At 72.1% G+C, this 23915-nt stretch carries 23 protein-coding genes; 14 read left to right on the plus strand and 9 right to left on the minus strand.

Annotated elements, in window-relative coordinates; translation table 11 throughout:
* The first annotated feature begins 72 nt into the window (after nucleotides 1–72).
* A complete protein-coding gene (locus ACTWPW_RS28355; RefSeq protein WP_443170430.1) occupies nucleotides 73–2049 on the plus strand; it encodes an efflux RND transporter periplasmic adaptor subunit in 1977 nt (658 codons plus the stop codon).
* Between the two features lie 403 nt (nucleotides 2050–2452).
* Here the strand turns inward: ACTWPW_RS28355 and ACTWPW_RS28360 are convergent, their stop codons facing one another.
* The 3 genes from ACTWPW_RS28360 to ACTWPW_RS28370 all read right to left on the minus strand — a co-directional run bounded on the left by ACTWPW_RS28360 (nucleotide 2453) and on the right by ACTWPW_RS28370 (nucleotide 5532).
* Nucleotides 2453–4009, minus strand: coding sequence for an alkaline phosphatase D family protein (locus ACTWPW_RS28360; RefSeq protein ID WP_443170431.1), 1557 nt, complete (start codon nucleotides 4007–4009; stop codon nucleotides 2453–2455).
* Nucleotides 4010–4108: 99 nt separating this feature from the next.
* Nucleotides 4109–4702, minus strand: a complete 594-nt coding sequence (locus ACTWPW_RS28365; protein WP_375109503.1) for an HAD family hydrolase — start codon at nucleotides 4700–4702, stop codon at nucleotides 4109–4111.
* Nucleotides 4699–5532, minus strand: coding sequence for a hypothetical protein (locus tag ACTWPW_RS28370; RefSeq protein ID WP_375109502.1), 834 nt, complete (start codon nucleotides 5530–5532; stop codon nucleotides 4699–4701). Before ACTWPW_RS28370 ends, ACTWPW_RS28365 begins: the two co-directional genes overlap by 4 nt.
* 179 nt (nucleotides 5533–5711) lie before the next feature.
* Here ACTWPW_RS28370 and arfB point away from each other — a divergent pair, with 179 nt between their 5' ends.
* Together arfB and ACTWPW_RS28380 are read left to right on the plus strand one after the other, a co-directional pair.
* On the plus strand, nucleotides 5712–6119 hold the full coding sequence (arfB, locus tag ACTWPW_RS28375) for an alternative ribosome rescue aminoacyl-tRNA hydrolase ArfB (RefSeq protein ID WP_375109535.1): 408 nt from the start codon (nucleotides 5712–5714) through the stop codon (nucleotides 6117–6119).
* A gap of 100 nt (nucleotides 6120–6219) precedes the next feature.
* Complete coding sequence (locus ACTWPW_RS28380; RefSeq protein WP_443170432.1) at nucleotides 6220–7107, plus strand: TIGR03620 family F420-dependent LLM class oxidoreductase; 888 nt, start codon at nucleotides 6220–6222, stop codon at nucleotides 7105–7107.
* A 70-nt stretch (nucleotides 7108–7177) separates the two neighbouring features.
* On the opposite strand, the gene ACTWPW_RS28385 is transcribed toward ACTWPW_RS28380, so the two are convergent.
* Entirely contained in the window at nucleotides 7178–8431 is a 1254-nt protein-coding gene (locus tag ACTWPW_RS28385; protein WP_375109500.1) for a hypothetical protein, read from the minus strand.
* Nucleotides 8432–8562: 131 nt separating this feature from the next.
* On the opposite strand from ACTWPW_RS28385, the gene ACTWPW_RS28390 reads away from it, so the two are divergent.
* On the plus strand, nucleotides 8563–9321 hold the full coding sequence (locus ACTWPW_RS28390) for a S1 family peptidase (protein ID WP_375109499.1): 759 nt from the start codon (nucleotides 8563–8565) through the stop codon (nucleotides 9319–9321).
* A 59-nt stretch (nucleotides 9322–9380) separates the two neighbouring features.
* Here ACTWPW_RS28390 and ACTWPW_RS28395 read toward each other — a convergent pair whose 3' ends face one another.
* Nucleotides 9381–9860, minus strand: coding sequence for an NUDIX hydrolase (locus ACTWPW_RS28395; protein ID WP_375109498.1), 480 nt, complete (start codon nucleotides 9858–9860; stop codon nucleotides 9381–9383).
* A gap of 77 nt (nucleotides 9861–9937) precedes the next feature.
* Here ACTWPW_RS28395 and ACTWPW_RS28400 point away from each other — a divergent pair, with 77 nt between their 5' ends.
* Nucleotides 9938–10867, plus strand: a complete 930-nt coding sequence (locus ACTWPW_RS28400) for an acyl-ACP desaturase (RefSeq protein WP_375109497.1) — start codon at nucleotides 9938–9940, stop codon at nucleotides 10865–10867.
* 239 nt (nucleotides 10868–11106) lie between these two features.
* Nucleotides 11107–11640, plus strand: a complete 534-nt coding sequence (locus tag ACTWPW_RS28405) for an NADPH-dependent FMN reductase (RefSeq protein WP_375109496.1) — start codon at nucleotides 11107–11109, stop codon at nucleotides 11638–11640.
* A gap of 85 nt (nucleotides 11641–11725) precedes the next feature.
* Here ACTWPW_RS28405 and ACTWPW_RS28410 read toward each other — a convergent pair whose 3' ends face one another.
* From ACTWPW_RS28410 to ACTWPW_RS28420, 3 genes are all read right to left on the minus strand, one after another.
* A complete protein-coding gene (locus ACTWPW_RS28410) occupies nucleotides 11726–12151 on the minus strand; it encodes a hypothetical protein (RefSeq protein WP_375109495.1) in 426 nt (141 codons plus the stop codon).
* Between the two features lie 210 nt (nucleotides 12152–12361).
* Nucleotides 12362–12985: a hypothetical protein gene (locus ACTWPW_RS28415; protein WP_443170433.1), complete on the minus strand. Its 624-nt coding sequence runs from the start codon at nucleotides 12983–12985 to the stop codon at nucleotides 12362–12364.
* Between the two features lie 43 nt (nucleotides 12986–13028).
* On the minus strand, nucleotides 13029–13769 hold the full coding sequence (locus tag ACTWPW_RS28420; RefSeq protein ID WP_443170458.1) for an HAD-IIA family hydrolase: 741 nt from the start codon (nucleotides 13767–13769) through the stop codon (nucleotides 13029–13031).
* 100 nt (nucleotides 13770–13869) lie between these two features.
* On the opposite strand from ACTWPW_RS28420, the gene ACTWPW_RS28425 reads away from it, so the two are divergent.
* The 8 genes from ACTWPW_RS28425 (at nucleotide 13870) to ACTWPW_RS28460 (ending at nucleotide 22774) form a co-directional block, all read left to right on the plus strand.
* Nucleotides 13870–15057, plus strand: coding sequence for a M20 metallopeptidase family protein (locus tag ACTWPW_RS28425; protein ID WP_375109493.1), 1188 nt, complete (start codon nucleotides 13870–13872; stop codon nucleotides 15055–15057).
* A gap of 2 nt (nucleotides 15058–15059) precedes the next feature.
* Entirely contained in the window at nucleotides 15060–16025 is a 966-nt protein-coding gene (locus ACTWPW_RS28430) for a zinc-dependent alcohol dehydrogenase family protein (RefSeq protein ID WP_443170434.1), read from the plus strand.
* Nucleotides 16026–16170: 145 nt separating this feature from the next.
* Entirely contained in the window at nucleotides 16171–18003 is a 1833-nt protein-coding gene (locus ACTWPW_RS28435) for an ABC transporter substrate-binding protein (protein ID WP_375109491.1), read from the plus strand.
* Between the two features lie 3 nt (nucleotides 18004–18006).
* Complete coding sequence (locus ACTWPW_RS28440; protein ID WP_375109490.1) at nucleotides 18007–19014, plus strand: ABC transporter permease; 1008 nt, start codon at nucleotides 18007–18009, stop codon at nucleotides 19012–19014.
* Entirely contained in the window at nucleotides 19011–19916 is a 906-nt protein-coding gene (locus ACTWPW_RS28445; RefSeq protein WP_375109489.1) for an ABC transporter permease, read from the plus strand. Before ACTWPW_RS28440 ends, ACTWPW_RS28445 begins: the two co-directional genes overlap by 4 nt.
* A 4-nt stretch (nucleotides 19917–19920) precedes the next feature.
* Nucleotides 19921–20907: an ABC transporter ATP-binding protein gene (locus ACTWPW_RS28450; RefSeq protein ID WP_443170435.1), complete on the plus strand. Its 987-nt coding sequence runs from the start codon at nucleotides 19921–19923 to the stop codon at nucleotides 20905–20907.
* Nucleotides 20904–21914 carry an ABC transporter ATP-binding protein gene (locus ACTWPW_RS28455; protein ID WP_375109487.1) on the plus strand — a complete coding sequence of 337 codons (1011 nt, stop codon included), beginning with the start codon at nucleotides 20904–20906 and terminating at the stop codon, nucleotides 21912–21914. The genes ACTWPW_RS28450 and ACTWPW_RS28455 overlap by 4 nt, the downstream gene beginning before the upstream one ends.
* The gene (locus tag ACTWPW_RS28460) at nucleotides 21914–22774 is read left to right on the plus strand and encodes a GNAT family N-acetyltransferase (protein WP_443170436.1); all 861 of its coding nucleotides are present in this window, start codon (nucleotides 21914–21916) and stop codon (nucleotides 22772–22774) included. Before ACTWPW_RS28455 ends, ACTWPW_RS28460 begins: the two co-directional genes overlap by 1 nt.
* Nucleotides 22775–22776: 2 nt before the next feature.
* Here the strand turns inward: ACTWPW_RS28460 and ACTWPW_RS28465 are convergent, their stop codons facing one another.
* Nucleotides 22777–23889 (minus strand): exo-beta-N-acetylmuramidase NamZ family protein, encoded by a 1113-nt coding sequence (locus tag ACTWPW_RS28465; protein ID WP_443170437.1) that lies wholly within the window; start codon nucleotides 23887–23889, stop codon nucleotides 22777–22779.
* Nucleotides 23890–23915 lie beyond the last annotated feature (26 nt).

Consider the following 23915-nt stretch of genomic DNA (forward strand, 5'->3'; position numbering starts at 1 on the left):
CGGGCGGGCACTCAGGTAACTCTGAGGGTCCTCGCAGCCTGCCGCGATCCTGCTCGGCCAGGATGGGCCGCCATGAGACCGACTTTCGCGCTGGGCGGGCTCGCCCTGGCCGTGCTCGTGGCCGGGTCCGGCCTGGCACTGGCGCTGCGCGACGACGCCCCGCCCACCGTCCAGGTACGGCTGGCCGCCGCCCAGCGCGGGCAGGTCACGGCCTCGGTCAGCGCGGCGGGCAACACCGTGGACGGCTCGCGCAGGGACCTGGCCTTCGGCTCCTCCGGGACGCTGACGAAGGTGTACGTGAAGGTCGGGGCCAAGGTGAAGCGGGGCCAGGTCCTGGCCAAAATCGACGGGCGGGCGGCGCGGGAGGCGTACGCGGCGGCCAAGGCCGACCTGGCGGCCGCCGAGGAGGCGCTGGAGGAGGCGTCCTCGGGTTCGACGGCTTCGGCGGACACCGGGGGTGGGAACCCCTCGTCGTGCGTACCGGGCGGCGCGACGCCCGGCGCCTCGACCCCGGCGACCGGCACCACCCCGGCCCCATCCGGCCGGGCCACCCCCGCTCCCTCCAGCAGTCCGACCGGCCAGTCCCCCGCTCCCTCCAGGGGACCGACCGCCGCGACACCGGCCCCGTCAGGGAAGGCGACCGGCGGCGTCGTCCCCGGCACCACGACCGCTACAGGCGCCATGGCCGCTTCAGGCACCACGACCGCTTCAGGCGCCACGGCGGCTCCAGGCGGCACGACCGCGCCCGGCGTCGCGGTGACCGGCGTCCCGGCCGGCTCCGGGACCGGCGCTTCCGCGCGCACGGGCACCGGTGCTCCGGCCGCTCGGGCGACGGGCGGTGCGGACGGCGGCGGCGCCTTCGGCCCGGCCGGCCCTGCTGACGGGAAGCCGGACACGAGCCCGACACCCGGCCCCACCCCGCACCCGACCACCACGCCGACGCCCGGCCCCACCGACCCCCAGCCGCAGCCCCAGACCACGGTGACGGTCACCGCGACCGCCACGGTGACGGCCACCGTGACGGCCACCGTGACGGCCACCGTGACGGCCAGGGTCACCACGACCGTCACCGCGACCCCGACGGGCGGAACGGGCGGAACCGGCGGGAACGAGCAGTCCGGCGGCCACCCCTCCGCCCCCACCTCCCCGTATCCCACCGGCACACCATCCACCACCGGCAAACCCTCGACCACCGCCAAACCGTCCGCCACCGGCAAGCCGTCCGGCACCGCGAAACCGTCGGCGAGCGGCAGGCCCACGGGCGGTGGCAAGCCCTCGACCGGGCCCAGCACCGGCGGCGACCGCACCTCCCAGGGTTCCTGCGCCCGGAGCGGAAGCACCGGCACCGGGCAACCGGCAGGGACGGGGCAACCGGCAGGGACGGGGGCCAAGGGCGGGGTCAGCGAGGAGCAGGCCGCCGCGAACGTGGACCGCGCCGAGGCCGCCGTCGAGGAGGCCGCCGACGCCGTACGGGCCACCCGGATCGTGGCCCCGGCGGCGGGCACGGTCCTGTCGGTCGGCGGCGGGACCGGTGACACGGCGGGCACCGGCACGTTCATCAGCCTCGGCGACCTGAACGAGCTGCAGGTCCAGGCCATGGTCACCGAGTCCGACGTGAACCGGCTCAAGCTCGGCCAGAAGGCGCAGATCACCCTGGTCACCCGGAGCGGCGAGCGGTACGAGGGCACGGTGACGGCGATCGCGCCGACCGCGACGGTGGACGGCCGGCTCGTCCGCTATTCGGTCTCCCTCGCCTTCGACGAGCCGCCCGCCGGGCTGATGCTCGGCCAGACCGCCTCGGTGACGGTCACCACGGACGAGGCCAGGGACGCGCTGTACGTGCCCGCCGCGGCGGTGCGCAGCCGGTCGGACGGCACCCAGGTGGTCACCGTACGCTCCGGCGGCCGGGACTCGGCGAAGGTGGTGCGGACCGGGGTGCGCGGCGACCAGTACGTGGAGGTCACCTCGGGCCTGGGCGAGAGCGACCAGGTGGTCATGTCGGGCGGCACGTCGGGCGAGTTCCCGGACGGGGCCTGGCCCGGCGCATGAGCTGACCGGTCCGGACGGAAACCACCCGCCCGCCCGGGCCGGTCACTCCCGGCCGGACTCCGGCGAACCTGCCACTCCGGAGTCCGGCCGGGTCTTCCCGTCGCGAGTGGAATGGCCGGGCGGGATGGCCCGGCGGGATGGCGGGTGAAATGGCCGCTGACCGGTTGAGCGGATCCTCAGCCGGCTCCCAGCCAACGTTCAGCGAACAGCCGCCCGCCGCGGAGCCGCCCGCCCAGCCCGCGCCAGGCCCCACCGACGCCGGGACGGCCGCCCAGCACGCGCCGAGCCCGACGCCCGGACGGCTGTGCCCGCGCCGGCCCCGGGCGCGGACGGCTGTGCCCACGCCGGACCCAGGCGCCCGGACGGTCATGCCGCGCCGGGCCCCGGGCGTCCGGACGGTCGTTCAGCCGGCGCGGGGGGCCGCGGCCCGGCCGGCGGCCGCCGCCCCCGTGACGGCCGGGATCGTGAGGCTGTGGGCGGTCCTGGCGCGGGCGCCCTTGCGGGAGATGTAGTCCAGCGTCCGGAAGTCCACCGCCAGCTCGTCCCGGGTCAGCCGCGCCACCAGGTAGCCGCGCCGCTGGTCGATGTAGGAGATGTGCGGGTTCTCCTGCAGCGCCTCGGAGATCCACGTCCGGTCGCGGTACCCGTCGCCGTCGCTCGCGATCGACGAGGCCACCAGTTCCCTGGCCACCACCGGGGAGTCCGGGTCGTCGAAGTCGGTCTTGAGCTCGGCCAGGTGGTGCATGTGCGCGTCGCCGGTCAGCACCACGGGGTTCGGCGTACGGGCCAGGGAGCCGAGCAGGCGCGTGCGCTCGGCCGCGTAGCCGTCCCACGAGTCCAGGTTCACCTCGCGCCCCGGTCCGACCTTGTAGTCGCGGTGCGCCATCATGATCTGCTGCCCGAGCAGGTTCCAGCGGGTGGTGGAGCCGTTCAGGCCGCTCTCCAGCCAGCGCCACTGGTCGGCCCCGAGCAGCGTGCGCTTGTCCGCCAGCCGGTCGTCGCACCCGGCCCGCACCCCGTCCAGGCACGCCTGGTCGTCGCGGAACTGCCGCGTGTCCAGCAGGTGGAAGCGGGCCAGCGTGCCCCAGGAGACGCGCCGGTTCACCCGGAGCACCGCACCCTGGAGGCTGGCGCGGCGCAGCGGCATGTTCTCGTAGTACGCCCTGAACGCCTCGGCCCGCCGCCGCTCGAACCCCGCCGCCCCGGTGCTGGAGACGGGCCCGGCCCAGTTGTTCTCCACCTCGTGGTCGTCGAAGGCCACCAGCCACGGCGCCACCGCGTGCGCGGCCTGCAGGTCGGGGTCGCTCTTGTACTGGGCGTGCCGCAGGCGGTAGTCGGCGAGGGTCTGGCACTTGCCGGGCGTGTGGGTGCGTACGCGGCCGGCCAGCGCGGTGTAGCCGCTGGGGCCGTACTCGTACATGTAGTCACCGAGGAACACCACCAGGTCCGGCTCCTGCTCGGCCAGGCGGCGGTAGGCGGTGTAGTAGCCGTGCTCGTAGTGCGCGCACGCGGCGACCGCGAAGTTGAGCGGCGTCTCCCCCGTCGGCGTCGTCCTGGTCCGGCCGGCCGGTGACAGGCGGCCCTGGCTCCTGAACCGGTAGAAGTAGTCGCGCCCCGGCTCCAGGCCCTTCAGCTCGACGTGCACGCTGTGGGCGTCGCGCGCCCGGGCGGTGGCGGTGCCGGACTTGACGACCTTGGCGAAGCGCTCGTCCGTGGCGACCTGCCAGTCCACCTCCACGTCCCGGGAGGGCATGCCGCCGCGGCCGTCGCCGCCGAGCGGTTCGACGGCCAGCCTGGTCCACAGGACGAAGCCGTCGGCGGAGGGGTCGCCGGAGGCCACGCCCAGCGTGAAGGGGTCGGATCTGAGGGTTCTGGACGGGGAGGCGGCCGCCGCCGGGGCGGCGGGCTGCGGGAGGAGGAGGCCGGCTGTCGCCGCTGTCAGGAAGGCTCTGCGGTCCACGTTCACAGGTATGTCCACCTGCGCTGACTCAGCCGTGACAGTGGAGTCAAGCGCGGGTGAACAACATCGGTCGTCCTGCGACTTCGGGCCCCCTGCGGATCAGCGGGCGGCCGCCCCCGGCAGTTCCGCGCGGAGCGTGACCGCGTCGGTGAAGCGTACGCCGGTCATGCCCGCGCGCCGGGCGCCCTCCACGTTCTCCTGGCGGTCGTCGATGAAGACGATCTCGGACGGGTCGGTGCCGAGCGCGCGCGCCATCTCGTCGTAGATCTCCCTGTCGGGTTTGACCAGCCCCATCCTGCCGCTGTAGAAGCGGTGCCCGATCGCGGCGATCCAGGGGAGCTCGTCGAGGCCGTCGCCGACGCAGACGGGCGCGTTGGACAGCAGCGCCACGTGGCGGCCGCCCTCGATCAGCTCACCGAGCAGCGCGACCGTGTCCTCGTTGGGGTGGGCCCAGCTCGCGACGTCCATGGCGACCAGCCGCGCGACCTCGGAGTGGGTGACGGCCCGGCCCAGCACCGCCGACCAGTACGTGAACGGCGTAAGACCGCCCCCGTCGAACTCCAGCCGGTGCTCCCAGTAGCCCCGCTTGAACTCCTCGGGCTCGGCGCCCACGGCCAGCGCCATGGCGTCGGCGTCGGACTCGGGCTGGGGCAGGGAGAGGACACCGCCGTAGTCGAAAACAATCCACGTCATGCCAGGAATGGTCGCAGATGCGGGTCGAGCGCCGGGCAGCCCAGGTATTTCTCGACGGTGTGGAAGTCGATCCAGTCGATGTTGACCAGCTCTTCGACGTCGACCCCGGTGAAGCTGGCGGCCAGGGCGGGCGGGATGGCGGCGATGTCGTCCTTGTCGGCGATGTTCACCCAGCGTCCGACGCCGCGGGGCCGCTCGCCGCGGCCGTTGACGGGGGCGGGCAGGAGGCGCTCGAAGACGACGTTGCGCATGCCCAGGGGGCTGCCGAGGGTGATCAGCAGGTCGACCTGGAGGTCGGGGTTCGCCCACAGGGCCTCGTACGCGACCACGCTGCCCAGCGAGTGGGCGATGACGACCTGCGGCCGGTGCCTCCTGATTACCTCCGCCACGGCCTGCCGGGACTTCTCGCGCCTGGCCTGGTCGGTGAGGTAGGCGGCCACCTCGGGCGCGAAGAGCTTGGCGAACGCCGCCGAGCGGCTGTCGAGCCGGTTCAGCAGCCAGCCGGTGAACGACTTGAGCGCTCCCGTGACGTGCTCGCCCACGCCCAGGTTCCGGGCCCAGCCGATGAGGACCTGCTGAGCCTGGAGCTCCAGGGCGGCGGAGGCCTTCGTCCGTCCTGTGCCGGGCCCGTCGTCGTCCTCCCCGTCGTGCAGGAGGTGGGAGAAGTAGGCGATCTCGGCGAAGTAGGCCCGCGCCTCGCCCCCGAGCGACGCGTGCAGGTAGCGGTCCCATTTGCGCCGCATGGCCTCCGCCGCCCCGGCCGCGGACCGGCCGGCCTGGAGGTAGTAGTTGTACTTGCCGATCCCGTGCACGCCGACGATGACGGCCACCGCGCCTCCCCAACCCCGTGATCCTCTCGCGCGATATTGGCATACGCCGCTTGCAACCGGCCGTCAAGCGGCAGGATCGGCCGTCCGGTGCGGGGAAAATGCCATTGCGGGCGGTACGGGGCAGCCGGATACGGTAACAGGTGTAAAGGAACGCACGTTTGAGAACGGGAGCCCCGCGCATGCCCGGCCCGCTGGTCGTCAACGACTCGGTCGTCATCCCCGACGCCGAGCTCGTCTGGCGTTTCTCCCGTTCGTCCGGCCCGGGCGGCCAGGGCGTCAACACCACGGACAGCCGCGTGGAGCTGACCTTCGACGTCGCCGCGAGCACCGCGCTGCCGCCCCCGCTCAAGGAGCGCGCCCTGGAGCGCCTCGGCTCCGAGACGATCACGATCGCCGCCTCCGAATACCGCTCCCAGCTGCGCAACCGGGAGGCCGCCCGGCACCGCCTGGCGCAGCGCCTGCGCGAGGCCATGGCCCCGCCGCCGAAGCACCGCCGCAAGACCAAGCCCAGCCGCGGCGCCGTCGAGCGCCGCATCGCCACCAAGAAGCAGCGCTCCGACCTCAAGCGCCTGCGCCGCAATCCCTAGTCCGGCCGGACGGCCCGCCGACCCGTCCGGCCGGGCATTCATATCGACATTATGCGATATATTGATGCGACTTCTGGGCCTGACGTGTAAGGGGAACCCGATGGGTGGCATTGACGGCATGGATCTCGGGACGTTCGGGATCTACACCTTCGACTTCGAGCACCGGCCGGCCACGCGGATGCGCGAGTCCGTCCAGGAGCTGGAGGAGCTGGGCTGGCGGGCGTTCTGGATGCCCGAGCTCCTCGGCCGCGAGGCGCTCACGCACGCCGGCTTTCTCCTGTCCTGCACCGAGCGCATCAACGTCGTCAACGGCATCGCGCAGATCTGGTCGCGGGGGGCCCGGTGGACGTACGGCGCCGCGCTCCTGCTGGCCGACGCCTACCCCGGCCGGCACGTGCTCGGGCTGGGATTCGGCGGGGAGCGGCGGCCGGGGACCAGGCCCCTGGCGGCCATGACCGCCTACCTGGACGAGCTCGACTCGGTCGAGACGGTGAACCCCGCCCCAAGGGCGCCGATGCGCCGCATCCTGGCCGCGTACGGGCCCAGGATGCTCGAGCTGGCCCGCGACCGCGCCGCCGGCGCCCAGACCTACCACGTCAACGTGGCGCACACCGCGCAGGCGCGGGAGATCCTGGGGCCGGACGCGTTCCTGGGCGTCGAGCACGCGGTGCTGTTCGAGGCCGACCCCGGCAGGGCGCGGGCGGCGGCGCGCGAGCACCTGGCGCCCTACCTGGGGAGCCCGTACAACGTGGCGAAGTTCCGCCGGCTGGGCTACTCGGAGGAGGAGATCGCGGGCGGCGGCGCCGACCGGCTGGTCGACGACTTCGTGTTCTGGGGCGACCCGGAGACCATCGTCGGGAAGCTGCGCACCCACGTCGCCGCCGGCGCCGACCACGTCGCGGTGCAGGTGATCGGAATCGAGCCGGGCCGCTCCGCGATGCCCTACTGGCGCCTGCTCGCCGACGCCCTCCTCCCCCGCCCCGCCTGACCACCCCACCCGAGCACGCCACCTGAGCACGCCGCCCGACCGCGCCCGAGCGCTGCCTGACCGCGCCGCCTCAGGCGCCGAGCAGGAGCCGGCGCACCGCCTCCTCGCCTTCCGCGGCGACGGCCGCGGCCCGCCCCAGGGACCCGTCGACGGTCTCGGCGAAGGCCGCGGGGCCGCCGACGGCGGCGACGGTCTCGGCGGGCAGGAACTTGATCAGCAGGGCGGAGGTGCCCGGCGGCATGCCGGCGAAGTGCACGGTGAGCAGGCCGTGGTCGCGCAGCAGCACCATCGCGAGCAGGGCGGTGGCGTCGATGGCCGCCAGGTCCGGCGTGCCGGGACCGCCCCGGCGGGCGAGCTCGGCGGCGACGGCCTCGCCGGGCAGGCGGGTGATGAACGGCGTCTCCTGCACCAGATCGGCTCCGAGCCGGGCCCGCAGCGCCTCCCCGACCAGGCGGGTCGAGGCGATCAGGTCGCGGACGCGTTCCGGCCGGTACGCCTCCAGGGTCCGGACGACGGCCGGGTAGAGCACCGGACGGCATTCGCTGCCCAGCTCGAAGGTCCTGGCCCGGACGCGGGCGACCAGGTCCGCCCGGCCGCCGAGCAGGCCCACCCGGGGCCCGCCGACCCCGTACTTGTCCAGGCCGGTCGCGCCGAGGTCGGCGCCGAACTCCAGCGTGCGGGGCTGGCCGAGCACGGCGGGCCCGACGCGGGCGCCACCGGCGTCGTCGACCACGACCGTCGCGCCGCGCTCGTGCGCCAGGGCGACCACGCGCCGCAGATCCTCCTCGGCGAGCGCCTCGTAGCTGACGGCGAGCCGGGTCAGCGCCACCACCGAGACGTCGGGGTGCTGGGCCAGCGCCCGCTCGAAGGCGTCCACCCCGATGGTGTCCACGAAGAGGCCGCCCGCGTCCCGCACGCCCCGCACGACCGCGGGATGGCTGTACGTGGCCGAGACGCCCACCACGGTCGACCCTGGGCGCACCGCCACCTGGAAGGCCGCGAACAGGGCGGCCGTCAACCGGTTGGCGACCGCGATGTCGTGCGTGCCCGCGTCGCCGCCCAGATGGGCCAGCCCGAGCTCCCGGACGCGCTCGGAGTACAGCGCGCCGGCCCATTCGTCGTCCAGGAGCCACCGGTCCACCTCGGGGAGCGGCAGCCCGCGCTCCAGCCCGCTCACGTTGTGCAGGGGGAGGCCGGCCGACTCCCGGTGGCGGATGTGCTCCCAGGCCACGGCCAGTTTGCGCAGGTGGGCCTCCGTGCCGGAGAGGACGGCCCCGGGCGCGTACGGCAGTCCGCCGGTGTGGGGCTTCGCGTCGGTCGTCATGATGCCTCCGATTTCGCCAGATTGGACGGGTCGGTAGATCTTTTGCCGAGAATTACCCCTTTTGACCTGGGAGAACATAACCTTTTCCAATGCGTTTTGTCGCCTTTGTCGTGATTATCGCCGGATGGGCGGTGGCTGCTACCACCCCCGCGTCCGCCATCACCAACGGCTCCGCCGATGCGAACGCACACCCCGAGGTAGGCGCGCTCATCGACGAGCGTCCCAACCCGGACGGCACCTGGAGCTACTGCACCGGCACGCTGATCTCGCCCACGGTCTTCCTCACCGCCGCCCACTGCGGGGAGCCGGGCCAGAAGCGCGCCCACGTGTCCTTCGACGCCAGCTACGAACCGGGAGACACGCTCTACACCGGACGCTACGTACCGGACCCGCGCTACAAGGACTCCTCGGAGCTGCACGACATGGCCGTCGTGGTCTTCGACACGCCCGTCAAGGGCATCGCGCCCGCGCAGCTGCCCGAGCCCGGCCTGCTCGACCGGATGGAGGCCGCCGGCAAGATGAAGGCGACGCGGTTCACCTCGGTCGGGTACGGCTCGGTCTCCTCGACCAGGAACTCGACCAAGAAGAGCGCGCACCAGTACAGCTACCGCTACACCGACACCCGTCACCAGGCGCCGATCTCCTTCGACGACCTGTCAGGCAAGTGGCTGGACCTGATGCCGAAGGCCAAGGACGACGGCAGCACCTGCTTCGGCGACTCCGGCGGCCCGAACTTCCTGGGCGGCCCCACCTCGCACCTCCTGGTCGCCACGTCGGTCAGCGGCGCCGACGACGCCTGCAAGCAGGTCAACTACGACTACCGCCTGGACACGCCGACGGCCCGCCGCTTCCTGGGCAAGTACGTCACGCTGCCGGCGGCCACCCGCTGACGGCCACGCCCACCGCTCCCACCGGCCCCGCTCCTCGCACGGTCCGCCCCCCGAGGCGGTCACGCGAGGCGCGGGGCCGGCTCCGTCGCGGGCGGGTCATGGCGGATGAGCTGGGGCAGGGCGGTGATGTTGGCCGACAGGAAGCCCGCCACCGCCTCCGGGACGAGGTTCCTGGAGGAGATCTCCGACCGCTCCAGCGGGACGCGCTCCACCTCGTACAGCCCCCGCGCCGGGTCCTCGAACTCCGGCCCGTGGCGCAGCTCCGGGTCCATCGACACCAGCCGGCAGCCGAAGACGTGCTGTGTCTTGATCTCGCCCCGCCATGGGTACGACACGGTCGCCAGCGGCGTCACCGCGAAGACCGTCGCACCGAGCTCCTCGAGCAGCTCCCGGTGCAGGGTGTCCTCCAGCGTGCCGTCCTCCGGCTCCACGTGCCCGCCCGGCACGCTCCAGTAGAGCTCGCGCCCCGGCACCGTACGCCGGAACAGGACCAGCCGTTCGTCGTGATCGAGAAGGACACCGCGGACACTGGGTCGCATACATCCACCCTATTTGACCGGTATGTCCTTCGGGTAGCCTAACCTACGGTACCGTAACCTGAAGGAGAAGATCTTTTATGGCGATGACTCAGACGGAGCTGCTGCACGAGCTCGAGCCCGTGGTCGCCGGGGAGCTCGACCGCCACGAGAAGATGGCGAAGGAGTGGTTCCCGCACGAGTACGTCCCGTGGAGCGAGGGCCGCGACTTCGACGGCATCTACGGGGGCGAGGCTTGGCAGGAGAGCGACTCCAAGATCCCCGAAGCGGCCCGGGTGTCGCTCATCGTCAATCTCCTCACCGAGGACAACCTGCCCAGCTATCACCACGAGATCGCCACGACCTTCGGCCGCGACGGCGCCTGGGGCACGTGGGTGCACCGGTGGACCGCCGAGGAGGACCGGCACGGCACCGCCATCCGCGACTACCTCACCGTCACCCGGGCCGTGGACCCGGTGGCGCTCGAGCGGGCCCGCATGGCCCACATGGAGAGCGGCTTCGCCACCGAGTACAACACGATGCTGCAGCAGCTCGCGTACGTCTCCTTCCAGGAGCTGGCCACCCGCATCGCGCACCGCAACACCGGCAGGGCCTCCGGCGACGAGGGCTGCGAGCGGCTGCTGGCCAGGATCGCCGCGGACGAGAACCTGCACATGCTCTTCTACCGCAACCTGCTCAAGGCGGCCTTCGAGCTCGACCCCAACCAGACCATGCGCGCGGTGACCGACGTGGTGACCACCTTCCAGATGCCCGGCCAGGGGATGGACGGGTTCGCCCGCAAGGCCCTGATCATCGCGAACGAGGGCATCTACGACCTCCGCCTCCACCTGGACGACGTGCTCATGCCGGTGCTGCGGCAGTGGTCGGTGTTCGACAAGACCGGGCTGGACTCCGAGGGCGAGAAGGCGCGCGAGGAGCTGTCGGAGTTCCTGGCCAGGACGGACGCCACGGCCGCCCGCTTCGTCGAGCGCCGCGAGGAGCGCCGCGCCCGCGCCGCCGCGCGCGGCTGACGCGCCTCCCGACGGTGACGCGCCGCCCGGCGACCCGCCGGGCGGCACCTCGCCGAGCAGGTCGGCCCGGACCGGATCGGCGCGCCGCCCGCCCGGCGGCCGGTGCCGCCGGTAGGCGGCTCCACCAGTACGTCTCCCCGTCCGGCAAAGACTGTGCGCCTCTTGACCCGGAGATGGTCTTGGACATCCGCGGCATCGGGCAGGTTCCCGGTAACACCGGAACCCCTTGGGAGCAGAGGGTGAAAATCATCGGGATCGCCGCCAGTCTGCACGCGGGGTCATTCATCACCAGATTGCTGGACGCGGCGGGCGGCGAGCTGCCGAGGGGTGTCGGCTTCGAGGTGTGGCGGGGGCTGGGCGAGATCCCGCCGTACCGGACCGGGCCCGTTCCGGCGCCGGCGCGCGAGCTGCTCACGCTGGTCGCGGGCGGTGACGCCGTCCTGCTGACCGCCCCCGAGCACAGCCTGCTGCCGCTGGAGCTGACGTACGCGCTGGACTGGATGTCGGCGCGGGAGGGGCTGTCGGGCAAGCACGTGGCGGTGATGAGCGCCAGCGCGCGGGCCTGCGGGGCCATGTGGGCGCAGGCGGAGCTGTACAAGCAGCTGCTGGGGGCGGGCGCGGTCGTGATGGGGGCCGAGCTGGTGATCTCACCCGCCTGCCCGCACTTCGCCGAGGACGGTCATCTGGCGGCTCCGGACCTGCGCGAGCAGGTGCGGGGCGTGATCCGGCAGCTCTGCCCGGCCGAGGTCATGGAGCCGGCGCTCTCCCTCTGAGACGCCTCAGGCCACCCTGACGCTCCTCACACAGGGGGGACCCACCCTCGACCCTGGCGCGCCTCACAGGCCCTCTCTGACGGGCTCAGGGCTCCGCGGGGGTTCGCTGCAGCAGGCGGTCGAGCTTGATGCCCAGGTCCGTGACCTCGGACCGGAGGAAGTTGAACTCGTGCTCGATCTCCGAGCGGATGGCCCCGAACTCGACGGCGATCTCCGCCCGCACGTCGATCTCGCCGCCCGTCCCGGCCGCGGCGGCCACGGGCCGGCCCGTCACCTCCCTGCGGACGCCCGCGATCTCGGTGCCGACCGCCGCGAACTCCTCCCCCATCTCGGTCCTGGCACGGCCGAGCTCCGCCTTCAGGAAGGCGATCTCCGCCTGCAGCTTCCTGGAGCGGTCGATGATCTCGCGCAGGAGGTCGTCCTGCCGGTCCAGCTCGGTGCCTCGCTCAGCGGTCGTCTCGAGATCCTCGACGCGGAGTTTCAGGTCGAGGATCTCCGCACGTACGTCCACGCACCCTGCCCTTTCCCACCGCCAAGTCTTCCGTCCTCAACATCGTCGCAGCCGGTTCGCGACCTTGGCCATCGGGAGGAGGAACGGGGGTGCGATTCTTTCCACCGGCTGCTCCGCGCCGCCCGCCGGATTCGGCATATGCCCACCGTGGAAAGGGGTCGGGTGCGGGCATCGCCGCTCTCTGACGGGAAACGGGCGGGGGACAATCTTCTACCGGCGGTCTTCGATCTCCCACAGGTGATCGATCACGTGCCAGGCGATGCGCCGCAGCGCGTAGCGGGGCGGCCACTTGGTGGTCGCCGGCGGCTCCCAGGGGCGCGACAGCACCTCCGCCAGCTCCGCCCGCATCGCATCACGGTCCCCAGGAGCCTTGTACGGCCTGTGCCGCACTCCGACCATCCTGGCGAAGGCCCGCTCGGCGTCCGTCACGTGGTCCACGATCTTCGTACGGTCCCGCCCGCCGCCCCGCGGCCCCTTGCGCAGTTCCTCCGGCGCGACCCCGGCGGTCTCGTCGAACAGCTCCCACGCCGCCCGCAGCAGGGCCACCGAGCGCTCGGCCTCGGCCCCGGACAGGGGCTCCAGGTCCAGGTCGGGCACCTCGTACGGCACCCCGAAGTCCGTCGTCTGGCTCCCCCGCACCCGGGTCACCACCTCGGGCTCCCCCGGCGCGAACTCCAGCCCGGCCCGCTCGGCGATCACCCGGTAGCGGGGCGCGTAGTCGACGAGCCGGTCGATGGCCGCCTCCTCGCCCTTGTCGATCCGGCACCAGCCGGGCCAGTCGAGCGAGCAGGCGAACACCTTCTTCGGTCCGATTTCCAGGTAAACACGGGTCATGGCAGCTCAGCCTGCCACGCGTACCTGTCAGGGGCCGTCAGGTTCAGATGAGGTCGATGAGGTCGGCCACCGACTCGACGACCAGTGACGGGCGGTAGGGGAAGCGGTCGATCTCGTGGCGCTGGGTGACGCCGGTGAGGACGAGGATCGTGTGGAGCCCGGCCTCCATGCCCGAGACGATGTCGGTGTCCATGCGGTCGCCGATCATGGCCGTGGTCTCGCTGTGGGCCTCGATCTCGTTGAGCGCGCTGCGCATCATGCGGGGGTTGGGCTTGCCGACGAAGTACGGCTCCACCCCGGTGGCCTTGGTGATGAGGGCGGCCACGGCGCCGCAGGCCGGCAGGGAGCCCTCGGTGGAGGGGCCGATGGGGTCGGGGTTGGTGGCGATGAAGCGGGCCCCGCCCTCGATGAGGCGGATGGCGCGGGTGATCTGGGTGAAGCTGTAGGTGCGGGTCTCGCCGAGCACGACATAGTCGGGGTCGAGGTCGGTCAGGATGTAACCGACCTCGTGCAGCGCCGTGGTCAGGCCGGCCTCGCCGATCACGTACGCGGAGCCGCCCGAGCGCTGGTCGTCGAGGAACTGGGCGGTGGCCAGCGCGGAGGTCCAGATGGACTCGGCCGGTACGTCGAGGCCCGCGCCGGCCAGGCGTACCGAGAGATCGCGCTGGGTGTAGATCGAGTTGTTGGTCAGGACCCGGAACTTCTTGCCCGACTCGCTGAGCCGCTTGATGAATTCGTCCGCTCCGGGGACGGGTCGCCCCTCGTGGACGAGTACGCCGTCCATGTCGGACAACCAGGAGTCGATCCGCTTACGCTGAGTCACGCGCCCATCGTACCGAGCGCGCCTTATCGACTTCCTGCCCGGCACGTGAACAATGTTCCTCATGTCGTTCACTGAATCCGCGCAGGACATGCGGGACGAGATCGTCCAGCTCAGGCACTCTTTGCACACCACCCCGGAGCTCGGCCTGCACCTGCCGCGCACCCAGGAGAAGGTCCTGGCGGCCCTGGAGGGGCTGCCGTTGGAGATCAAGACCGGCACGGCGCTCAGCTCGGTGACCGCCGTGCTGAGGGGCGGCCGGCCGGGGCCCGCGGTGCTGCTGAGAGGCGACATGGACGCCCTGCCCGTGACCGAGCGGAACGACCTGCCCTACGTCTCCCAGCTGCCCGGTCAGATGCACGCCTGCGGGCACGACCTGCACACCGCGATGCTGGCGGGGGCGGCGCACCTGCTGAGCGCGCGGCGCGAGGAGCTGGCCGGTGACGTGATCTTCATGTTCCAGCCCGGCGAGGAGGGCCACGAGGGCGCCAAGCACATGATCGGCGAGGGGGTGCTGGAGGCGGCGGGGACGCGGCCGGTGGCGGCGTACGGGATGCACGTCGTCTCCGCGATGTTGCCGCCGGGGCTGTTCGCGTCGCGGCCGGGGCCGATCATGGCGGCGGCGGACACGTTCTGCGTGACGGTGAAGGGGCGCGGCGGGCACGGTTCGAGCCCGCACCGGGCGCTGGACCCGATCGCGGCGGGGTGCGAGATGGTGACGGCGCTGCAGACGATGGTGACCAGGACGTTCGACGTGTTCGACCCGGTCGTGGTGACGGTGGGCAGCTTCCACGGCGGCTCGGCGGACAACGTGATCCCGGACGACGCCAGGTTCGAGGCGACGGTGCGGACCTTCAGCAAGGAGAACCGCACGCTGGTCAAGCGGCGGCTGGTGGAGGTCGTGCAGGGGATCGCGGCGGCGCACGGGCTGCAGGTGGAGGCGTCGTTCGGGATGGGTTACCCGGTGACCGTCAACGACGGGAGCGAGGCCGACTTCGTGGGCCGGACTGCCGACGAGCTGTTCGGGCCGGGGCGCTACTTCGTCTCGCCGCAGCCGGTGATGGGCTCGGAGGACTTCTCGTACGTGCTGGAGTCGGTGCCGGGGGCGTTCGTGTTCCTGGGGGCGTGCCCGCCGGACCGGGACCCGGCGACGGCGCCCTACAACCACTCCCCCGAGGCGCTCTTCGACGACTCGGTGCTGCCGGACGGGGCCGCGCTCTACGCCTCGCTGGCCCACGCCCGGCTGTCCTGACGATGCGTGCCTGGGTGGTGGACCGGCCGGGGCCGATGGCGTCCCGGCCGCTGGCGCTGGTCGAGCGGGAGGTGCCCGAGCCGGGGCCCGGCGAGGTCCTGGTGCGGGTCGAGGCGTGCGGGGTGTGCCGTACGGACCTGCACCTGGCGGAGGGCGACCTGCGGCCGCGGCGGCCCCGCACCACCCCCGGGCACCAGGCCGTGGGCCGGGTCGAGGGCACCGGCGAGCGGGTGGGCGTGGCGTGGCTGCGCTCCACCTGCGGCAGGTGCCGCTACTGCGTGCGGGGGATGGAGAACCTGTGCCCCCGCTCGACGTACACGGGATGGGACGCCGACGGCGGGTTCGCCGAATATCTCGTCGCGCCCGCCGGCTACGTCTACCCCCTGCCGGACGAGCCGCCCGCCGAGCGGCTGGCGCCGCTGCTGTGCGCCGGGATCATCGGCTACCGGGCGCTGGCGCGGTGCGACCTGCCGCCCGGCGGGCGGCTGGGGATCTACGGATTCGGGGCCTCGGCCCACCTGACCGCGCAGGCGGCCATCGCCCAGGGGGCCACCGTGCACGCGGTCAGCAGGTCCGCCGAGTCGCGGCGGCTGGCCCTGGAGCTGGGGGCCGCCTCGGCCGGGGACAGGCCACCGGAACCGCTGGACTCGGCCATCCTGTTCGCGCCGGTGGGTACCCTGGTACCGCCCGCGCTGGAGGCGCTCGACCGGGGCGGGACGCTGGCCGTGGCGGGGATCCACCTGACCGACATCCCGGTGCTCGACTACGACCGGCACCTGTTCCAGGAGCGCACGCTGCGCAGCGTGACCGCCAACACCAGGGCCGACGGGCGGGCGTATCTGGAGCTGGCCCTGGCGCATCCGCCGCGCGTGAGCACGACGGCCTACCCGTTCGAGGAGGCCGACCGGGCGCTGGCCGATCTGGCCGCCGACCGGGTCAGCGGGGCCGCCGTCCTGGTGCTGAGCTGACGAAATACTTGATGACGCTTAGCTCCACTTCGTACACTCATGAAGGAAAGTTACATTAGCCTCACAACCACTGGAGATTATTGACGCTGATCTGGCGCGATCGTAATGTCCGGTCAATCCCTAGAGACATCCCCCGGAGCGGCAAATGAAGCGACTGGCAGCGGTAGTGGCGTTGCTGGGCCTGGCCACCGCGACAGCGGCGTGCAGTGGTGGTTCCACCAACAAGTCCGGCTCGGGCGGCGGCGGTGGTGGCGGGCTCTTCACCACGATCGACGTGACCCGGCCGGGCCTCGAATCGACGGCGCCGGCCAACCCGTTCAACCCCAAGGGCAACTCCTTCGTGGGCTACAACGCCATGAGGATCGGCTGGGTCAAGAACCACCTGACCGACCCGAACCAGGCCCTGCCCGGCATCGCGGCGAGCTGGGAGATCGCGCCCGACAACTCCTCCATCACGCTGAAGCTGCAGCCGAACGCCAAGTGGTCCGACGGCAAGCCGGTCACCGCCGACGACGTCAAGATGTCCATCGGCATCGCCTACACGCAGGGCAGCACGGCCTTCTCGATCACGCCCGGCGCGGCGGGCGCGGCGGCCGACGTCACGGTCGTCGACCCGCAGACCCTGAAGATCACCCAGGACATGGCCAACCCCAGCCCGAAGTTCGCGCGCGGCGTGCTCGACACGACGGTGCTGCCCGCGCACGTGTGGGGCAGCGTGCTGCCCGCCGACTTCTGGGACAAGCTCAAGGCCGCCCGCGGCGACGGCCCCGACGCCGAGAAGGCGCGCGAGGAGATCCCCGCGCTCGGTGAGAAGGTCCTCGCCTTCGCCCCGCCGAAGGACGTCTCCGCCGGCCCGTTCGTGCTGGAGCGGGTCAACCCGTCCGAGGCGCTGCTGGTCAAGAACAAGTACTTCTACAACGCCGCGAACGTCGCGCCCGCGCAGGTGAAGTTCCTCAACTACACCGGCAACGAGCAGATCTGGAACTATCTCACCCAGGGCAAGCTCGACCACGCCGGCTTCACGGCCACCCCGACCGACGTGATGAACCGGATCAAGCAGGCTCCGGGCAGCGAGGTCATCAAGGGCTACTCGCCGGTGGCCGTGGGCATGGGCTTCAACCAGTCCAAGAAGCCCTACGACAACGTCCACGTGCGCCGCGGCCTGGCCTACCTCATCGACCGCGACCAGGTCACCAAGGTCGCCTCGCCCGAGGGCGGCACGCCGGCCGCCACGACCAGCGGCATCCACCAGAAGGCCGCGCAGGCGTGGATCCCGGAGACGGTGCCGCAGCTGGAGCCGTACAAGCCCGACGTGGCCAAGGCCGAGGCGGAGTTCAAGGAGGCCGGCCTGACCAAGAAGGACGGCAAGTGGACGCTGGCCGACGGCACGGCGTGGAAGGTCTCCATGCACGCGCCCTCCGGCTTCTCCGACTGGCTGTCGGCCCAGGAGAACATCAAGAGCCAGCTCACCAAGGCCGGCGTCGACGCCGAGGTCGTCACGACCGCCGACTACCCGCTGTATCTGCAGGAGCTGTCGGCCGGCAAGTACGACGTGGGCTTCTGGCTGATGGCGCTCGGCCCCGCGCCGTACGACATCTTCCAGCGCGTCTACGGCGCCTCCAACGGCTGGACCAACGTCGGCAACAAGGTCTCGCACGCCGCGCCCGGCAAGAGCGGCAACTGGATGGGCGGCGGCGAGGAGATCGAGGTCGACGGCCAGAAGGTCAACCCCGGTGAGCTGACCGCCAAGCTGAACTCGGTCGGCGCCGAGGAGGCCAAGCCGATCATGGCCCAGCTCGCCAAGGCCACCAACCAGGACCTGCCGGTCATCCAGCTCTGGGACTACGTCAACGTCCAGTTCGTCAACAACAGCCGCTTCACCGGCTGGCCGCACGAGGACGAGGTCCTGCGCGGCGGCGGCAGCGTCGTGATGTCCGGTGTGTGGATCCAGCAAGGTCTGATCAAGGCAAAGCAGTAGCCTATGACGCTCATCGCACGGCGACTCGCGGGCCACCTGGCCCGCGGGCTCGTCATGATCCTCGTAGTGGCGACGATCACGTTCTTCATCGTCAACAACATCCCCGGCGACCCCATGGCCGCCCGGTACGAGAAGCTCATCGAAGGGGGCATGTCGCCGGAGGCGGCCTCGCAGGCCGTGAAGGTGCTCTACGGCTTCCAGCCGGACGGCTCGATGTGGCAGCAGTACAGCGAGTTCATCACCGGCCTGCTCCACCTCGACCTCGGCGTCTCCGTCACCAGGCCGGGCACGCCCGTCCTCGACGTGCTGACCGAGGCGGCCAAGTGGACCGTTCTACCGGTCCTGGCGGGCACGCTGCTCAGCTTCCTCGTCGGCGTCATCCTCGGCGTGTTCGCGGCCATCAAGCGCACCGGCAAGCTGGGCGACGCCCTGGCCATCTCCGGCTCGCTGCTGCACGGCATCCCGCAGTACGTGCTGGCGATGCTGCTCGTGGTGATCTTCGCGACGCTCATCCCGATCCTGCCCGCCGACGGGTCGGTGGACATCCTGTACGAGCCGGGCTTCAACGCCGGCTACATCGGCTCGCTCGTCGAGCACGCCGTCCTGCCGGTCGTCACGTACGCCCTGTCGGCCTACGGCGGCTGGATCCTGGCGATGAAGTCCAGCGTGGTCACCGTGCTCGGCGACGACTTCATCCTGGCCGCCGAGCTGCGCGGCGTGAAGCGCTCGATCGTCTTCCGCTACATCGCGCGCAACGCGATCCTGCCGCTGTTCACGCTGCTGGCCCTGTCGCTGGGCCTGCTGCTGGGCGGCGCGGTCTTCATCGAGAAGATCTTCAACTACCCGGGGCTCGGCTGGCTGCTCATCGGCAGCGTCCAGGACCGTGACTACGCGCTGATGAGCGGGGCCTTCCTGCTCATCACGGTCGCCACCATCATCGCCAACATCGTGGCCGACCTGTTCTACACGGTGATCGACCCGCGAGTCCGCAGCGGAGAGGAGGCGTCGTGAGCGCCACGCTCATCCCCGAGACGGGCTCGGCCGCCTCGACCATGCGCCGCAACTTCTGGCACGGCGTGTGGCGGGTGATGAAGCGCAAGCCCAGCCGGATAGCCGGAGTGATCATCCTGGTGGGCTTCCTCCTCATGGCGGTCGTCGGGCCGATGCTGCTGCCCGCGAACCTGCCGGACAACCCCAACGCCATCATCCAGCCGCCGAGCTGGGAGCACTGGTTCGGCACCGACCCGCAGGGGCGCGACGTGGTCGCGCTGGTCATCAAGGGCTCGCGCTACGTGCTGCTGACGGCCGCGGTGACCGCGCTCATCACGGTCGTCGTCGGCACCGCGGTCGGCCTGTTCTCCGGGTTCAAGCGGGGCCGCTGGGACACCGTGCTCATGCGGCTGACCGACATGAAGCTCACCATCCCCGGCCTGCCCCTGCTGCTGGTGCTGGCGACGGTGTGGCAGTTCGGCAGCCCGATCCAGATGGGCCTGGTGCTGGGCATGCTCGGCTGGGGCGGCGTGGCGCGCGCCGTCCGGTCCCAGACGCTGTCCCTGCGCGAGCGCGGCTTCATCGAGGCGGCGCGCGGGCTGGGGCTGTCCACGACGCACATCATCGGCAGGGAGCTGCTGCCCAGCATGGCGCCCTACATCGCGATGAACATGCTCATCGCGGTCACCGGCGCGGTCTACGCGCAGGTGGGCCTGTTCTTCCTGGGGGTGCTGCCGTACGAGTCGGACAACTGGGGTGTCATGCTCAACCTGGCCGTCTTCCAGGCGGGCGCCATGATCACGCCGTACGCGCTCGGCTACCTGCTGGCGCCGCTGCTGGCGATCCTGCTGCTCACCCTGGGCATCGTGCTCGTGGTGGACGCCATGGACGAGATCTTCAACCCCCGGCTGCGCGAGGAGTAGCACGTTGGCTGAACAAGCGCCGGGAGTGCGCATCGGCGGCCTGACGGTCGTCTACAAGACCCCCGCGGGCGAGCTGCCCGCCGTCCGGGACATCAGCCTGACGCTGGAGCCCGGGTCGATCACCGGCATCGTCGGCGAGTCCGGCTCCGGCAAGTCCACGCTGGCCCTGTCCCTGCTCAACGCGGTCCAGCCGCCCGGCAGGATCTCGGCGGGCAGCGTCGAGATCGACGGGCTCGGCGACGTGGTGGACCTGGCGGGCGAGCGGCTGCGCAAGGCCCGCGGCCGGCACATCGGCTACGTCTTCCAGGCCGCCCAGAACTCCCTCAACCCGCTCAAGACGGTCGGCAAGCAGCTCCTGGACCTGGGCCGCTCGCACGGCGTGGAGGACCTGCGCGGCCTGGTGCGCGAGGCCAAGGAGCTGCTGGGCCGGATGGGCCTGGACGGCGCCCGGGTGCTGGACTCGCACCAGCACGAGCTGTCCGGCGGCATGCGCCAGCGGGTCGGCATCATGCTGGCGCTGGTGCTCAACGCCCACCTGGTGGTGCTGGACGAGCCCACGACCGCGCTCGACATGATCACCCAGGCGAACATCCTGAAGATCATCCGCGAGGTGCACGACGAGCGCGGCCTGACGACGCTGGTCATCACGCACGACATCGGCGTGGTGGCCGAGGTGGCCGACCGGCTGGCGGTCATGTACGGCGGCCGCCTGGTCGAGCAGGGCCCCACCCGGGAGGTGCTGGGCGCGCCCCGGCACCCGTACACCAGGGGCCTGATCAGGGCCATCCCGCGGCTCGTGGGCGACATCGACGAGGCCCAGGCCCTGCCGGGACGCCCGCCGACGCTGTCGACCGTGCCGAAGGAGGGCTGCGTTTTCAGGGAGCGCTGCCCGCTGCGCATGGACGTGTGCGACTCGGTGGACCCCGAGGCCGTCTCCCATGGGACGAGGACCGTGGCCTGCCACGCCGTGACCGTGAAGGAGCACGCATGATCACCGGAACCGGCGTCGTCAAGACGTTCAAGCAGCGGGGCAAGATGCTGGGGGCCCGCGATGTGCGCGCGCTGCGGGGCGTGGACTTCGCGATCCCCAAGGGCGGCGCGGCCTCGTTCATCGGCGAGTCCGGGTGCGGGAAGACCACGCTGGGGCGGATCATCGCGGGGCTGGAGACGTACGACGAGGGCGAGATCGCGATCGACGGCGTGGCCATGTCCGGGCTCAAGCTCAAGCAGCGCCAGCCGCACTTCCGCAAGATCCAGATGATCCACCAGGACCCGTACTCGGCCCTGAACCCGACCAGGACCATCCACCAGACCCTGCACGCGCCGCTGAGCCTGCGGGCCAGGCAGACCGGGCGGTCGCGGTCGTGGATGGAGGAGCGGGCGGCCGAGGTGCTGTCGCTGGTGGGGCTGGACCCCGGGTCGGTGCTGGCGCGCTACCCGCACCAGCTGTCCGGCGGCATGCGCCAGCGGGTGGTCATCGCCCGCGCGCTCACCGTGGACCCGGAGATGCTGGTCGCCGACGAGGCCGTGTCGATGATCGACGTCTCGCTCCGGCTGGGCATCCTGGCGCTGCTGAAGGACCTGCGCGAGCGGCTCGGCGTGAGCGTGCTGTTCATCACGCACGACGTGGCCACGGCCCGCTACATCGGCGGCGACGGCGAGCTGTACGTCATCTACCGCGGCCAGGTCGTCGAGCGCGGCCCGGTGGACACGATCATCGCCGACCCCGTGCACCCGTACACGCAGTCGCTGCTGTCGGCCATCCCCGTGCTGCACGGGCTGGAGCAGCCGGGCGAGCAGCCCGTCGTGCCGCTGGAGTCGCTGGACGAGAGCCGCTCCGACGAGGGCTGCCTGTTCGCCCGGCGCTGCCCGTTCCGGGGCGAGCGGTGCGCGGAGGAGCGGCCGCTGCTGCAGCTCACCGAGGGCGTGCCGCAGGAGCACGCGTGCTTCTACCCGCAGCGCCGAAGTGTGATCGCGCGACCGATGAGCGAGGTGTGATGTCCCACGCCGTACGCGCGGCCGACCCGGTCGAGGCGGCGCTGGTCGCCGAGGCCGCGCTGACGCTGGACGCCGGGGAGGCCGCCGCCCTGGTCGGGCACCTGTCGCGGCCGCCGGCCGACCGGCGCTGGACGGCGCTGGCCACGGACGGGGGCGTGGTGATGGCCTCGATGTCCGCCCAGGACCCGGAGGTGGGGCACGTCGACCTGCTCGCCGTGCACCCCTCGGCCCAGGGGGCGGGGCGCGGCCGGGCGCTGGTGCGCGCGGCCGAGGAGTGGCTGGCCGGGCAGGGCGCGCGGCAGGCCCGCTTCGCCGGGAACCCGCCGTGCTACGCCTGGCCGGGCATCGACGTGCGCTACACCGCCGCCGCCTGCCTGGCCGAGAGCCTCGGCTACGAGCGCTACCACGTGGCCTGGAACATGACGGCCGACCTCGTGGACGCGGACCTGTCCGTCGAGGAGGACGTGGCGCGGCTGGAGAGGTCGGGCGTCGCCGTGCGGGCGGCGGCGGGCGGGGACCGCGAGCGGGTGGCGGCGTTCGTCGAGGAGCACTGGAACGACCGGTGGGCCTGGGAGGCGGTCAACGCGGCCGGGCTGCACTACGCCGAGCGCGACGGGCGGATCCTCGGCTTCGCCGCCTGGGGGTCGCGGCCGGCCTGGTTCGGGCCCATGGGCACCGCGCCGGACGCCCGCGGGCTGGGCCTGGGCCGGGTGCTGCTGCGCAGGTGCCTGGCGGACCAGCGGGCCGCCGGGCAGGCCGGCGCCCAGATCGGGTGGGTGGGGCCGTTGCGGTTCTACTCGCGCGCCGTGGGCGCGCGAGCGGAACGCGTCTTCTGGCTCTACCGGCGCGATCTGGCGTGATGTCACGTATAGAGCAGTCGTCCCTCGGGGCGTCCCGGCGGCGGGCACAGGTCGCGGGGGTCCTCACCGGCCTCCAGGCGGCCGGTGAGCGCGCCGGAGCCCCACAGATGGTCCAGGAACAGGTCGGGGCCCCACCAGCGCAGGTCGTCCGGGTAGAGGTCGCGGGCCACGTGCAGGATGGACAGGCCCGTCAGCACCGGCCGGAAGGCGCCCGGGTCGTGCACGTGGAGCTGGACGCCGCGTACGGGGGTGCCGGCGTGCTTGTGGAACGTCGGCGTGAACCAGGCCTCCCTGAACCGCACCCCCGGCAGGCCCAGGGCGGCCAGCGCCGGGGCGAACCTCGCGTCGGCGTACGGGGCCCCGATCAGCTCGAACGGCCTGGTCGTGCCGCGCCCCTCGGAGAAGTTGGTGCCCTCCAGCAGCCCGGTGCCCGGATAGACCAGGGCGGTGTCCGGGGTCGGCATGTTGACCGACGGCATCACCCAGGGCAGCCCGGTCTCGGCGTACGTCATGTCGCGCCGCCAGCCCACCATCCGGACCACGGTCAGGTCCACGTCGAACCCGAACAGCCCGGCCAGCTCCCCCGCCGTCCTGCCGTGCCGGAGCGGCACCGGGTGGCGGCCCACGAAGCTCGCGTACGCCGGGTCGGGCAGGGGGCCCTCCTCCACGGTCCCGCCGAGCGGGTTGGGGCGGTCGAGGACCACGAAGCGCAGGCCGAGCCGGGCGGCCGAGGCCATCAGGTCGTACATGGTCCAGACGTAGGTGTAGAAGCGGGCGCCCACGTCGGCGATGTCGAAGACCAGCGTGTCCACCCCGGAGGCGGCCACCACGCGGTCGAGGGGCTCCCCGGAGAGATCGTGCGTGTCGTGGACCGGCAGCCCCGTCCGCTCGTCCACGGTGTCGGCCTCGCTGCCGGCCGCCTGGGCGGTGCCGCGCATGCCGTGCTCGGGACCGAACAACGCCGTCAGACCCAGCCCGGCGGCCACGAGGGCGTCTGTCGTGGGGGTCAGGTCGGGCAGCACCCCGGTGGGGTTCGTGATGAGGCCGAGGCGGGTCCCCCCGGCGAGAGCGGGATCCGCGGCCAGCCGTTCGGCTCCGGTTCGCACATGTGCCATGAACCCATTGTCTGAAAGATATTTAC

The sequence above is a fragment of the Nonomuraea sp. KM90 genome (assembly GCF_052246675.1).
Taxonomy (GTDB): domain Bacteria; phylum Actinomycetota; class Actinomycetes; order Streptosporangiales; family Streptosporangiaceae; genus Nonomuraea.

Excerpts from the sequence above, each read along its gene's own strand:
- ACTWPW_RS28465 (WP_443170437.1), bottom strand. The coding sequence starts at position 23,889 with ATGGCACATGTGCGAACCGGAGCCGAACGGCTGGCCGCGGATCCCGCT.
- ACTWPW_RS28425 (WP_375109493.1), top strand. The coding sequence starts at position 13,870 with ATGTCGTTCACTGAATCCGCGCAGGACATGCGGGACGAGATCGTCCAG.
- ACTWPW_RS28420 (WP_443170458.1), bottom strand. The coding sequence starts at position 13,769 with ATGGACGGCGTACTCGTCCACGAGGGGCGACCCGTCCCCGGAGCGGAC.
- ACTWPW_RS28380 (WP_443170432.1), top strand. The coding sequence starts at position 6,220 with ATGGGTGGCATTGACGGCATGGATCTCGGGACGTTCGGGATCTACACC.
- ACTWPW_RS28385 (WP_375109500.1), bottom strand. The coding sequence starts at position 8,431 with ATGACGACCGACGCGAAGCCCCACACCGGCGGACTGCCGTACGCGCCC.
- ACTWPW_RS28460 (WP_443170436.1), top strand. The coding sequence starts at position 21,914 with ATGTCCCACGCCGTACGCGCGGCCGACCCGGTCGAGGCGGCGCTGGTC.
- ACTWPW_RS28455 (WP_375109487.1), top strand. The coding sequence starts at position 20,904 with ATGATCACCGGAACCGGCGTCGTCAAGACGTTCAAGCAGCGGGGCAAG.
- ACTWPW_RS28355 (WP_443170430.1), top strand. The coding sequence starts at position 73 with ATGAGACCGACTTTCGCGCTGGGCGGGCTCGCCCTGGCCGTGCTCGTG.
- ACTWPW_RS28435 (WP_375109491.1), top strand. The coding sequence starts at position 16,171 with ATGAAGCGACTGGCAGCGGTAGTGGCGTTGCTGGGCCTGGCCACCGCG.
- ACTWPW_RS28440 (WP_375109490.1), top strand. The coding sequence starts at position 18,007 with ATGACGCTCATCGCACGGCGACTCGCGGGCCACCTGGCCCGCGGGCTC.
- ACTWPW_RS28365 (WP_375109503.1), bottom strand. The coding sequence starts at position 4,702 with ATGACGTGGATTGTTTTCGACTACGGCGGTGTCCTCTCCCTGCCCCAG.
- ACTWPW_RS28400 (WP_375109497.1), top strand. The coding sequence starts at position 9,938 with ATGGCGATGACTCAGACGGAGCTGCTGCACGAGCTCGAGCCCGTGGTC.
- arfB (WP_375109535.1), top strand. The coding sequence starts at position 5,712 with ATGCCCGGCCCGCTGGTCGTCAACGACTCGGTCGTCATCCCCGACGCC.
- ACTWPW_RS28430 (WP_443170434.1), top strand. The coding sequence starts at position 15,060 with ATGCGTGCCTGGGTGGTGGACCGGCCGGGGCCGATGGCGTCCCGGCCG.
- ACTWPW_RS28395 (WP_375109498.1), bottom strand. The coding sequence starts at position 9,860 with ATGCGACCCAGTGTCCGCGGTGTCCTTCTCGATCACGACGAACGGCTG.
- ACTWPW_RS28415 (WP_443170433.1), bottom strand. The coding sequence starts at position 12,985 with ATGACCCGTGTTTACCTGGAAATCGGACCGAAGAAGGTGTTCGCCTGC.